At 66.5% G+C, this 12154-nt stretch carries 12 protein-coding genes; 3 read left to right on the plus strand and 9 right to left on the minus strand.

The window, feature by feature from the left end; genetic code table 11:
- Positions 1-48 precede the first annotated feature (48 nt).
- Together BN60_RS01220 and BN60_RS01225 are read right to left on the minus strand one after the other, a co-directional pair.
- Positions 49-282: a hypothetical protein gene (locus BN60_RS01220; RefSeq protein WP_043283533.1), complete on the minus strand. Its 234-nt coding sequence runs from the start codon at positions 280-282 to the stop codon at positions 49-51.
- A gap of 295 nt (positions 283-577) precedes the next feature.
- Positions 578-1441 (minus strand): amidohydrolase family protein, encoded by an 864-nt coding sequence (locus BN60_RS01225; RefSeq protein WP_020694151.1) that lies wholly within the window; start codon positions 1439-1441, stop codon positions 578-580.
- Positions 1442-1634: 193 nt separating this feature from the next.
- Here BN60_RS01225 and BN60_RS01230 point away from each other — a divergent pair, with 193 nt between their 5' ends.
- Entirely contained in the window at positions 1635-2381 is a 747-nt protein-coding gene (locus BN60_RS01230) for an SDR family NAD(P)-dependent oxidoreductase (protein ID WP_020694152.1), read from the plus strand.
- A gap of 12 nt (positions 2382-2393) precedes the next feature.
- On the opposite strand, the gene BN60_RS01235 is transcribed toward BN60_RS01230, so the two are convergent.
- The 3 genes from BN60_RS01235 to nthA are packed head-to-tail and all read right to left on the minus strand — an operon-like array spanning position 2394 to position 4101.
- A complete protein-coding gene (locus BN60_RS01235) occupies positions 2394-2780 on the minus strand; it encodes a nitrile hydratase accessory protein (protein ID WP_020694153.1) in 387 nt (128 codons plus the stop codon).
- Positions 2780-3439, minus strand: a complete 660-nt coding sequence (nthB, locus tag BN60_RS01240) for a nitrile hydratase subunit beta (RefSeq protein WP_020694154.1) — start codon at positions 3437-3439, stop codon at positions 2780-2782. Before nthB ends, BN60_RS01235 begins: the two co-directional genes overlap by 1 nt.
- Entirely contained in the window at positions 3436-4101 is a 666-nt protein-coding gene (gene nthA, locus BN60_RS01245) for a nitrile hydratase subunit alpha (RefSeq protein WP_043284507.1), read from the minus strand. The genes nthB and nthA overlap by 4 nt, the downstream gene beginning before the upstream one ends.
- A gap of 160 nt (positions 4102-4261) precedes the next feature.
- Between nthA and BN60_RS01250 the strand changes: the two genes are divergently transcribed.
- Positions 4262-6046 carry an adenylate/guanylate cyclase domain-containing protein gene (locus BN60_RS01250; protein ID WP_148283292.1) on the plus strand — a complete coding sequence of 595 codons (1785 nt, stop codon included), beginning with the start codon at positions 4262-4264 and terminating at the stop codon, positions 6044-6046.
- 1 nt (position 6047) lies between these two features.
- Here BN60_RS01250 and BN60_RS01255 read toward each other — a convergent pair whose 3' ends face one another.
- From BN60_RS01255 to BN60_RS01270, 4 genes are read right to left on the minus strand one after another with little or no spacing between them, the layout of a single operon-like run.
- Complete coding sequence (locus BN60_RS01255; RefSeq protein WP_020694157.1) at positions 6048-6995, minus strand: alpha/beta hydrolase; 948 nt, start codon at positions 6993-6995, stop codon at positions 6048-6050.
- Positions 6996-7009: 14 nt separating this feature from the next.
- Positions 7010-8041, minus strand: a complete 1032-nt coding sequence (locus tag BN60_RS01260; protein WP_020694158.1) for a D-cysteine desulfhydrase family protein — start codon at positions 8039-8041, stop codon at positions 7010-7012.
- A complete protein-coding gene (locus BN60_RS01265; protein ID WP_020694159.1) occupies positions 8025-8828 on the minus strand; it encodes an alpha/beta fold hydrolase in 804 nt (267 codons plus the stop codon). Before BN60_RS01265 ends, BN60_RS01260 begins: the two co-directional genes overlap by 17 nt.
- Before the next feature lie 17 nt (positions 8829-8845).
- Complete coding sequence (locus tag BN60_RS01270) at positions 8846-9817, minus strand: Bug family tripartite tricarboxylate transporter substrate binding protein (RefSeq protein WP_020694160.1); 972 nt, start codon at positions 9815-9817, stop codon at positions 8846-8848.
- Positions 9818-9991: 174 nt separating this feature from the next.
- Between BN60_RS01270 and scpA the strand changes: the two genes are divergently transcribed.
- Positions 9992-12148, plus strand: coding sequence for a methylmalonyl-CoA mutase (gene scpA, locus BN60_RS01275; protein ID WP_020694161.1), 2157 nt, complete (start codon positions 9992-9994; stop codon positions 12146-12148).
- Positions 12149-12154 lie beyond the last annotated feature (6 nt).

Below are 12154 nucleotides of genomic sequence, written 5' to 3' on the forward strand. Positions count from 1 at the left end.
CCGAATGATTGGCGGCCGGCCGCGGCGATTCAAGCATCCAGAACTTGCCTACTTCGTGCGCTGTTCCAGCTCGCGCGCCTTGGCCAGCCGGTCGAGGCAGCCATCTTCGCGGCCGCGCTCGGCTTCGGCGCGGGCTGCCACCAGCAAGGCCTGCAAGGTCGTCCGCTCCGACGCGACCTCCTTGTCGCCGCCGCTGTTGCCGGAAGGCGCCCCCCGCCTTGAGGGCGTGACGTCGGGCATCGTCGGCATGCGATTGGCCGCGCTCGGGGGCGGCGCGATCACTGACCGATCTTCCGTCTGCGGCGGCGCGATGACGCCGCCCGAACGCCCTAGCTCCTCTGCGCTCGTCCCCGGAGGCCGGCTCGGCGTACTACGATCGGGCGCAGCGACGGGGGGATCGGTCGCAACGCCATGGCGCTCCGCCATCTGGCGAACCTGATCTAGGCAGCTCTCCGCGGCGGCCGCGTCGGGCCACAAGACGAGCAGTGCGAGGCTCGCGAGCAGAAGGCGGGCAGTGGCGGACGAAGCGGCGCGCATGCCGAAGCAACGACAGGCGCGCGCGAGTGGTTGCGCTGTGTCAGAAGCCGTACAGTCGCGACGGATTGTCGACCAGAATCTTGCGGCGCACCGCGTCGTCCGGCACGCATCGGAAGAACAATCGCAGCAGATCGTCCTCCTGCGGCACGTCCGCCGGCGCATGGCCGACATGAGGCCAGTCGCTGCCCCACACCAGCCGGTCGGGGTTGGCCGCCACCAGGGCCTGCATGAAGGCCGCCGTGTCGTCGAACGACGCGCCCTTGCCCGAGCCCCGGCGCGTGTTGCGGTCGGCGCCCGAGAGCTTGCACCAGTAGCGTCCCGTCTTCAGCTTTTCGCAGAAGTCGCGGAAGCCTGCATAGTCGATGCCCTTGTCGGCCATCGTGCGGCCCATATGGTCGATCACGAAGTCGAAGGGCAGCTTCTCCAGGTCAGGCGCCAGCGCCTGCAGGTCGCCGGTCTCGATCCAGAGCTGCACATGCCAGCCGCGCTCGGCCAGTCGCGGCGCCAGCGGTCGCAGATCGTCCAGGCTCATCCCGCCCGACGACACCGCCTTGCCGTCCTGCCGCAGGAGATTGATTCGCACGCCGCGAAATCCGGCATCGGTCAGCTCGTCGAGCCGCCGGTCGGTCACGTCGGGCTTCAGCAGAGCCACGCCGCGCAGCCGATCTGGATGGCGCTTCAGGGCATCGAGCGTCACGTCGTTGTCGGCGCCCGCTGCCAAGGCATGAACGATCACGCCCTTGGCGATACCCATGGAATCCCAGAGGGCCAGCAGCGTCTCGACCGGCGCTTCGCGTGCCGGCGCGAACTTTCCTTCGCGCACCGGCGGAAAGCGGTCGAAGGGGCCGTAGACGTGGACGTGGCAATCGCAGGCGCCATCCGGCAAGCCCAGTTCCTTTTCCATGATGCATCACTCCAACACGAACGGTCCTGCTCTCGCAGAGAAGAGGGCGAAGATAGGCGACGGCTGTTCGAGCGTCCTCCCTTGTCGCTAAAGCGGCCATCGCCAGGCGATGCGATGGTCAACGGACGGCGTGAGTCTCGCCGCGAGTTCGGGTTAGCTGGCGAAACGAGGCATCATCTGAAGGAAGAGAGCGATGAAGATCGATTTGACGGGCAAGAAGGCCATTATCTGCGGCGGCAGCCGAGGCATCGGCCGGGCGATTGCCCTGGGTTTCGCGGCCTGCGGTGGCGACGTTTCCATCTGCGCGCGCGATCCCAAGACGCTGGACGAGACCCGCGCGGAGATCGCCAAACACGGACACAAGGCCCACGCCGCGAGCGCCGACCTCTCCAAGGGCGATGCGGTCCGCGGCTATGTCCGCGATGCCGTTGCAGCACTCGGCGGCGTCGACTTCCTGGTCAACAACGCTTCGGCCTTCGGGGCGTCGGACGACGACACGGGTTGGACGAGCAGTCTGGCCGTCGACATGCTGTCGATCGTCCATGCGACCCAGGAAGCGCTGCCGTCTCTCAAGAAGGTGCAGGGGAGCGTGCTGAACATCTCGTCCATCGCCGCCTTGCATCCCTCGGGACGCCAGCCGCCCTACGGCGCCATCAAGGCGGCGGTCATCCACTACACAGTCACCCAGGCCGCGTTGTATGCCGCCGACCGCATCCGCGTGAACTGCATCGCACCCGGCTCGATCGACTTCCCGGGCGGCGTGTGGGATCGCCGCAAGACCGACAATCCGAAACTCTACAACGGCACCCTGGCGTCGATTCCCTTCGGCCGCTTCGGCACGCCGGAGGAAGTGGCGAACGTCGCGTTGTTCCTCGCCTCGCCGCACGCCTCGTGGGTGACGGGCCAGACGATCGCCGTCGCGGGCGGGCAGGGACTCTAGGAAGCGACCGTCCTAGCGGAAGTCCTCGGGCCTGAGTTCGATCGCCTGTCCATGCGGCGTGCGATCGGCGGCATGGTCCCAGGCATGGGCATATCGGTCGAGCGTATCGGAAGACGCGATGCCCTTGAGCGCAACCACGCGCTCGAGGGTAGCGAGCCAGTGCCGGTAGTAGGTGCTGCCATCGTCCGGATCGCCATTGGCCCGCGCCTTCTGGATCTCCTCGCCCAGCAAAGTGGCCCAGTCGCTCCAGGTGAAGACGCCGCGTTGATGGAGGGTGAGCGCCATTGCGAAGGCCTGCGCCTGCCACGGCTCCTCGAACACGGGTGCCTCGCCTTCGCAGGGGATTCCCGGAACGACACCCAGTGCCGCGCGGACGGCGCCGGCTTCTGCGTTCTCCATCACGCGGCCTCCAGATAGGGCTCGAAAGCCTCGATCGAGGTGCGCACCGTCGGGTCGGCGTCGAGCCCCCACAGTTCCGTTGCCTCGAACGTCACCGTGTAGAGCCATTCGGGCCGTTCCACGCCTTCGGCGACGGTGGCGTCGGGAAAAACGTGGCAGCCCTGGATACGTTCGATCGTGCCCGTACGGCCACGCGCGAAGCGCGGCAGGCGCGTGTGAGAGACCGGGTGGATGTTCTTCGCCCGCACGCGGTCACCGACCCGGAAGCGTGCGGCGGCCGTTGCCGGGCGGCTGTAGCTTTGGCGAACGAGGAGCCTGTCGGCCTCGGCCGGTGTAACGCTCTTCTTCTTGAGCGGCCGTCCCGGGCCCGACGCATGGCCCGATCCGAGTTCGGCTTCCGTGACCAAACCGCGCGCGAGGCACAACCGCTCCAGCCGCAGCATCCATTTCTTGTAATAGGAAGAGGAGAGGTAGACCGCGGGCGGCAGGGTTTCGATCCAGTAGCGGCCGACATCGATGTTCCACTCGCCGGTTGCGCCCATGATGCGGTTCATGGCCAACACGCGGCCTTCCCAGGCGTCGTGAAACGGCGGCTCGGTGGGCGGGGCGTCGACCTTGCCGAAGCCGTCCATGCCGCCCAGGTCGTGGATACCGTTCATGCGCCCACCTCGTTCGCTGCCTTCGCCAGGCCGGTGCCGATCATCGAATCCCGCGTGACGAGCGAGGCAAGGCGTTCTTCGCTCCAGCCTTCGGTGCCGTCGGGGCGCATCGGCAGCACGATGAAGCGCGTCTCCGCCGTCGAATCCCAGACGCGGATCGTCTTGTCGGCGGGCAGGGTCACACCGAAATCGGCGAGCACGGCGCGCGGCTCCTTCACGGTGCGGGCGCGGTAGGGCGTCGACTTGTACCAGGCCGGCGGCAACCCCAGCACATCCCACGGGTAGCAGGAGCAGAGCGTGCAGACGATCATGTTGTGCGTCGAGGGGGTGTTCTCCACGGCGATCAGATGGTCGCCGACCTTCTGCTCCAGCCCCAGCGTCTCGATGGCCTGGCTCGCATCGGCGAGCAGCGCCTGCTTGAAGGCCGGGTCCACCCAGGCACGCGCCACGACCCGGGCGCCGATATGCGGGCCGATCCGCGTTTCGTAGGCTTCGATGATCCGGTCGAGCGCCGCGGGATCGACATATCCCTTTTCGGTCAGAACCGTCTCCAGCGCCCGCACGCGCAACTGCATCTCGGAAAGCTCCGAGCCGTGCCCCTGATGGTCATGACCATGGTGATCATGGTGACGATCGTCGTGTGCTTCGTGTTTGTCCGACATGGCTGCCATCGTGGTGGTTCCTTGGACGCGATTGTACTGCGTCAAATGCGGAGCGGAACCACCAAAGGAAGCCAGCCTTGCGCATACAGGCCCTGCAAATCACCCGCTTGTGATGCTGTGGAGGGGCATCCATCGCGACGGATGCTACAGTATCGACCTCATGCCGTCCCTCTCGCGCCGTACCTGGACCTGGAGCTTCGACCTGCCGCCCCATGAGTTGTGGCCGGTGCTGGCCGACACCAGCCGGTTCAACGAGGCCATGGGGCTGCCCGCCTACACGCTGGAGGAGACGCCACAACCCGACGGCACGGTCCTGCGCCGCGGTCGCGGCAAGGCGGTGGGCTTCACCCTGGAATGGGAAGAGAAGCCTTACGAATGGATCGCCGACCGGCATTTCCGTCAGTTGCGCATCTTTTCCAAAGGACCGTTCCGCCGCTTCGGGCCCGTGTTCGACCTCGAGCCGGAGGGCAAGGCTGGCAGCAAGGTCAGCTATTCCCTTGAGTGGGAACCGCTCAGCCTCACCGGCCGCCTGTTCGGGGCACGTCTGGCCGAGCAGGCCGGCGGCGCCGTGGGCAGACGTATCGTCGAGGCTGTCGGGTTCCTGCGCGGCGAGCGGCTGACACCGTTCGAACTGCCGCCGCCTTCGTTGCCGCAGGGTGCCCAGGAACGAGCCGAAGCACTGGCAGTGGAAATCGACCGCAACCCTTACGGCAACAATCTCGGCCGCGTGCTGGCCGCCACGGTGCTGGGCGGCATGGCGACCGATCTCTCGCATCTCAAGCCCAAGCGACTGGCGCGCCAGCTCGGTGTCTCGCCGCGCGTCGCCATCGAGGCCTGCCTCGCTGCCGTGCGCAGCGGACTGCTGACGATGAAGTGGGATCTGCTTTGCACGAATTGCCGCGGCCCCAAGCTCAGCGCGTCGGCGCTCGCCGAGCTGCCGCGGGGCGCGCACTGTCCTTCGTGCAACATCGACTATGACCGCGACTTCGAGAAGAACGTCGAGCTTTCTTTCGCGCCGGCCGCGGCGGTGCGGCCGCTGATGGTGGGCGATTTCTGCTTGAGCGGCCCCATGGCGACGCCGCATGTCGTGGTGCAGGTCCTGCTGGCGCCGGGTGAGCGACGCACTATCGAAGCGACACTGCAGTCCGGCCGCTATCGCTTGCGCACGCTCCATCCCGGCAGTGTTGTCGACATCGACCACGAAGAAGGCGCGGCCTTCCCCGGTCTGCGCATCACCGCATCGGGCGTAGAGGCGAGCCTCTCGTCCGATGCCGGCAAGATCGAGTTCGTGAACGACGCCGGCTTCGAGCTGGCGGCGTTGATCGAAGATCGCACCTGGACACGCGAGACGCTGACGGCACCCGAGGTGATCTCGCTGCAGGCCTTCCGAGACCTTTTCGCGGCAGCAACACTGCGACCCGGTGACGAGGCGGGAGTCAGCCAGGTGGCGCTACTCTTCACCGATCTGCAGGGCTCGACCGCGCTCTATGAACGGGTGGGTGACGCGACGGCCTACAACATGGTGCGCGAACATTTCGCGCTGCTGGCCGCCATCGTGCGCGATCACGACGGGGCGGTGGTGAAGACCATCGGCGATGCGGTCATGGCCTCGTTCGGCGATCCCGCCGATGCGGTGAAGGCGGCGCTCGCCATGCAGGCGAAGCTTTCGGCCGATACGGAGTTCATCCTCAAGGTCGGCGTCCATGTCGGTCCGAGCGTCGTGGTGACCTTGAACGACCGGCTGGATTACTTCGGCTCGACCGTGAACATGGCCGCCCGCTTGCAGGGTCAGAGCCGAGGTGGCGACATCGTTCTGAGCCGGACCGTCGCCGACGATCCGGCTGTGCAGGACGTGTTGGCCGATATATCGACGCAGGCCGAAGAGGTGAAGCTGAAGGGCTTCGACCAGCCCGTCGGCTTCCTGCGATTGCAGCCTTCTTCCTAGCCTACACGCCGAAGTGCGCCGCCATCACCGCGGCGGCCTCGTCGTTGGCCTTCAGGCCCTGCTTCAGGAAGCGGGTCAGCGAGAAGAAGCCGTGGATGGTGCCGGGGTAGTTGACGTAGGTCGTCTTTACGCCCGCATCGATCAACCGATCGGCATAGGCGCGACCCTCGTCGCGTAACGGGTCGAAGCCTGCGGTCAAGACGAAGGCCGGCGGCAAGCCCTTGAAGTCCTTGGCCAGTAGAGGCGAGAGGCGCAGGTCGGAGAGGTCGGTGTTGGCCGGTACATAGGCCTTCCAGAACCATTCCATCAGCGAGCCGGACAGGAAGTAGCCTTCGGCGAAGGCCGCACGCGACGCGCTCTGCTTGCTGGAGTCGGTCGCAGGATAGATCAGCATCTGGAACGCGGGCACTTGCTCGCCGGCATCGCGACACGCCTGGCAGACCACGGCCGCGACGGCGCCGCCTGCCGAATCGCCGCCGACGGCGATACGTTCACGATCGACCTCGAAGGAAGCGGCCTTGTCACGGATATGGCGGAAGGCGGCAATGCCATCGTCCAGAGGTGCCGGAAAGGGATGCTCCGGCGACAGGCGGTAGTCGATTGAGATCACCTGGCAACGGCTCTTGTTAGCGAGGCGCCGGCAGGTCGAGTCGTGCGTCTCGATGTTGCCGATCACGAAGCCGCCGCCGTGATAGTAGATCAGGGTCGGCAGCAGCCCGGCCGTAGACCCGAGCGGCCGATAGCGGCGGAAGCGGATCGCACCGCCGGGGCCCGGCAGCGTGCCGTCGATGGCGGCCGCGACTTCCGGCGGATCGGCCTCGCTGTCCTCGGACATCTTGTCGACGGCTGCGCGGCCCACGGCATGCGGCAAGCTTTCCAGCTTCGGGCGGCCTGCCTTGTTGGCCTGATCCATCAGGTCGAGCAGGGCGCGGGCTTCTTGATCGAGCATTTGAGTCTCCGAAGTCAGTCGAACAGATGACGGTAGGCGAACAAGGCTGGCGCGCCGCCGGTATGGACGAACACGATATTCTGCTCCGCTGTCCAGCGGCCAGCCCGGATCAGCGAGATCAAGCCGGCCAGTCCTTTGCCGGAATAGACGGGATCGAGAACTAGCGCTTCGAGGCGGGCGCCGAGACGGATCGCCTCGATCGTCGCGGCGTGCGGCACGCCATAGCCGGGCCCGGCCAGACCGGCGACCACTTCGACATCCTCGGGGATGAAGGGCTGCTCCAGCAGGTCAGCGGCCCCTTGGCCGAAGCGCAACACGTCGGCACGCACGCGCTCGGGCTCCGCGTCGATGTCGATGCCGACCACCTTCGTATCGGGCAGGCAGGCGCGCGCGCCGACGACCAGGCCGGCCTGGGTTGCGGCACTGCCGGTACAGTGAACGATGGCGTGCGGCGTGAAGCCAAGTGCGGCGGCCTGGGCCGCGATCTCCGCCACCGCCGAGGCGTAGGCGACGGCGCCCAGCGGGCTGGAGACTCCGTAGGGTACGATATAGGGCTTGCGGCCCTGCGCGCGGAGGCGTTCGGCGAGGTCACGAATCGCACCATTGCGATCGCCGTTCCACGGCACGTCGTGCAGGATGGCGCCGAACAGCTTGTTGAGCAGCGCATTGCCGGTCTTGCCGTAGTCGGGCGAGGGCGGGGCGAGCCGGCCGTGATAGACGGCGAGATGGCAATCGAGGCCGAGCCGTGCCGCGGCCGCCGCGACCTGCCGCTGGCTGTTCGATTGCACGACGCCACCCGATACCAGCGTGTCCGCACCGGCAGCAATCGCTTCACTCAGGACATAGTCGAGCTTGCGCAGCTTGTTGCCGCCCAAGCCCACGCCGGTGCAATCCTCGCGCTTCACCCAGAGCCGCGGGCACACTCCGTCCTTTGCGAGATGCGCCGTGAGCTGTTTCATCGGCTCGAGTGGCGTCGGCAGGTGGGCAAGTCCCAGTCGCGGAAAGCGGGCCAGCCGGCGGGTCAGACGTTCAACGGAAGAAAGCATGCACGTGTCCCGCGATCTCCTTAGCGCGCTCCCAGCTCATGCAGAAGCGACCGCCGCAAACGATCTCGATCCTTGCATGCGGGCATTTCGCCTGCAGGAGCGCGCTGTGGCGACCATAGATGAAATGCTCGCCATAGAGCATGAGGGTCGGACAGCGGAGAGCCGCCATTCCGTCGAGCGTGTCGAACTTTGCCAAGGCCTGCATCGCCTGCCAGCGGTCGCGCCCGATCTCGAACTGGGCGACATTGATGCGATCCATCCAGGATTGCGAGGGCTGCATCGGCGCATGCTCGGGATCGTTCTGTAGCAGGAACTCGATGCTGCGCGGCGCCGGGAAGCCGGTCGCGTCGCTGGGCCGGACCTTGGCGATGTCGGCGATGTCCCGGGTCGCGGTGTCGGCGTCGGTGAAGTAGGGCGTGTTCACCAGCGTGACCTTGTCGATGCGCTGCGGCCAGCCGGCGCCGAGCGCAATCGAGACGGCAGCGCCCACGGCTTCGCCCAGGGCAAAGGCGCGGTCGATGCCCAGCGAGTCCATGGTTTCGATGACGGCACGCGCATAGTCCTCGATGCGCGGCTGCCAGTCGATATGGTCGGAATGGCCGTGGCTGGGATAGTCGATGGCGATGGCGCGGAAGTGCGGGCCCAGCACCTGCAACAGCTCGATCATCAGCGCCGAGCTTTGCTGGTTGATGTGGCTCACCATGACGACGGGGCCGCTGCCGCAGGCCCGCCAGTGGATATGGCCGGCGAAGGTCCTCGCCAGGCCGCGTTCTATCGGCAGTGTCATGGAAAGGTCGTCGTGCGTTATTCGAGTTTCACGTTGGCGAGCTTGATCACTTCGGCCCATTTTGCGGACTCGGCCCTGAGATAGGCCGCCAGCTCGGCCGCGGTGCCGCCGACAGCGACGCCGCCGACTCTGGCATAGGCGTCGGCCACTTCCGTGCTGCGCAAGGTCGCGACCGCGGCGTCATGGATCTTCTGCCGCGCGGCCAGGCTCGATTCTCCGGGCGCGACCAAGGCATACCAATTGTCGGAGTTGACTCTGGGCAAGCCGAGCTCGCCCATGGTCGGCACGTCGGGCAGCAGGGCGGCGCGCGTGTCCGAGCTGACGGCCAGAGCCTTCACCGCGCCGGAGCGGATATGCGGCAGCAGCACCGGCACGTCGAGCAGGGCGCAGTCGACGGTGCCGGCGATCAGGTCGTTGGTGGCGGGCGCGGCCCCGCGATAGGGCACATGCAACAGATCGATGCCGGCCTCGCGTTTCAGAAGCTCTGTGGCGAGGTGGGTGATGCCGCCGGTGCCGGCGGAGCCGTAGGTCAGCTTGCCGGGATTGGCCTTGGCGCGGGCCATGAAGCTTTTGAAGTCGGCGATGCCGAGCTTGGCGCCGACCACCAGCACTTCCTGTACGCGGACCACCAGCGTGATCGGCGCGATGTCCTTCGCGGGGTCGTAGGGCATCCTGGGCATGAGGCTCTGCATGATCGCGCCGGCGCTGGCGCTCATCAGACCCAGGATGTGCGGGTCGGTGGCGGCCTTGGCCACGAAATCGATGCCGGTGACGCCGGCCGCGCCGCTTTTGTTCTCGACCACGACCGACTGGCCCAGCCGCTGGCTCATGCCCTGCGCCAGTGGCCGGCCGAACGTGTCAGCAGGTCCGCCGGCCGGAAAGGGCACGATGAGGATCAGGGGTTTGCTGGGAAAGGGCTGTTGCGCGGCCGCCCCCAACGCCGGAAACGTCGCAAGCCCCGCGACAATGCCGCGGCGGGTGATGGTCATCGTTTCCTCCGCCTTCGCTGGCCGAAGTCTGCGCCTGCCCTTGTTGCTCGCGCAATGCTTTTACCGGGCGCAGGCTCAGGAGGTTGAGCGGGCAGATCGATCCAGGTGCGGAATGCAATTCTGGGCAACGAACAGTGGCCTTTTCTAGCCGGAAATCCGCAGTACATTAGGGTTATGACCGACTTCCCGAAGAAGACCTCCGCCGACTGGGAAAAGCTCGCCGCCAAGGAGCTGCGCGAGCGCCCGCTTGACGATCTGACGTGGATGACCCCCGAGGGCATCGCGGTGAAACCCCTCTACACGGCCGCCGACCTGGAGCAGCTCGAGACGCTGGGCTCGCTGCCGGGCTTCCCGCCGTTCACGCGCGGGCCCAAGGCGACGATGTATGCCGGTCGTCCGTGGACGGTCCGCCAGTATGCCGGCTTCTCGACGGCCGAGGAGAGCAACAAGTTCTACCGCGCCAACCTGGCGGCGGGTCAGATGGGCCTCTCGGTGGCCTTCGATCTCGCCACCCACCGTGGCTACGATTCGGACCATCCGCGTGTCGTGGGCGACGTCGGCAAGGCCGGTGTGGCCATCGATTCTGTCGAAGACATGAAGATCCTGTTCGACGGCATCCCGCTCGACAAGATGAGCGTGTCGATGACGATGAACGGCGCCGTGCTGCCGGTGCTGGCGGGCTACATCGTGGCGGCCGAGGAGCAGGGCGTGCCGCAGGACAAGCTCGCGGGCACGATCCAGAACGACATCCTCAAGGAGTTCATGGTCCGGAACACCTATATCTATCCGCCCGGACCCTCCATGCGCATCGTGGCCGACATCATCGAGCACACCGCGCAGCACATGCCCAAGTTCAACTCGATCTCGATCTCCGGCTATCACATGCAGGAGGCCGGAGCGACCTTGGTGCAGGAGCTGGCTTTCACCCTCGCCGACGGTCTCGAATATGTACGCGCGGCCAAGGCCAAGGGGCTCGACATCGACGCCTTTGCCCCGCGCCTGTCGTTCTTCTTCTGCATCGGCATGAACTTCTTCATGGAAGTGGCGAAGCTTCGTGCCGCGCGTTTCCTGTGGGCCGAGCTGGTCAAGCCGTTCGAGCCCAAGAAGGCCGATTCGCTGTCGCTGCGCACGCATTGCCAGACGTCGGGCGTGTCGCTGACCGAGAAGGATCCGTACAACAACGTGATCCGTACCGCCTACGAGGCGATGGCGGCCGTCCTCGGGGGCACGCAGTCGCTGCACACCAACTCGTTCGACGAAGCGATTGCCCTGCCGACGCCGACCTCGGCGCGCATCGCCCGCAATACCCAGCTCATCCTCCAGCACGAGACCGGCATTACCAAGGTCGTCGATCCGCTGGCCGGCAGCTACTACGTCGAGTCGCTGACCGCGAGCCTCATCGCCGAGGCGCGCAAGCTGATCGGCGAGGTCGAGGCGCTGGGCGGCATGACCAAGGCCGTCGAAGCCGGCATGCCCAAGATGCGCATCGAGGAAGCGGCCGCGCGCAAGCAGGCCCGTATCGACCGCGGCGAGGAGATCGTGGTCGGCGTCAACAAGTTCCAGCTCAAGGAAGAGCCGGCGATCGAGATTCTCGACGTCGACAACGACGTCGTGCGCGAGTCGCAGGTGAGCCGCCTGAACAAGATCCGCGAAACCCGCGACGAAGCGAAGTGTGTTGCCGCATTGAAGGCGCTGGGCGATGCCGCGCGCAACGGCACGGGCAACCTGCTGACGCTCTCCATCGAGGCGACGCGCGCGCGCGCGACGGTGGGCGAGATTTCGTCGGCATTGGAAGGTGTCTATGGCCGCTACCAGGCCACCATCCGCTCGATCTCCGGCGTCTATGCCGGCGAGTGGGAAGGCGATGCCGGTCTGGAGCGCATCCGCACCGACATCTCCGCCTTTGCAGAAGAAGAGGGCCGCCGCCCTCGCCTGATGGTCGTGAAGATGGGCCAGGACGGCCACGATCGCGGCGCCAAGGTGATCGCTACGGCGTTCGCCGATCTCGGCTTCGACGTCGATATCGGCCCGCTGTTCCAGACGCCGCAGGAAGCCGCGCGGGCGGCCATCGAGAACGACGTGCATGTGATCGGCGTGTCGAGCCAGGCTGCCGGCCACAAGACCCTGGTGCCGCAGCTCATCGAGGAGCTGGCCAAGCAGGGCGGCCAAGAAGTCATGGTCGTGGTCGGCGGCGTCATTCCTGCGCAGGACTACGACTTCCTGAAGAACGCCGGTGTTGCGGCGATCTACGGGCCGGGCACCAACATTCCCGCCGCTGCGGCCGAGATCCTGTCGATCTTGCGCAAACGCGACCAGAAGCGCGCAGCCTAGGACAGG

This window comes from Reyranella massiliensis 521 (assembly GCF_000312425.1).
GTDB lineage: Bacteria > Pseudomonadota > Alphaproteobacteria > Reyranellales > Reyranellaceae > Reyranella > Reyranella massiliensis.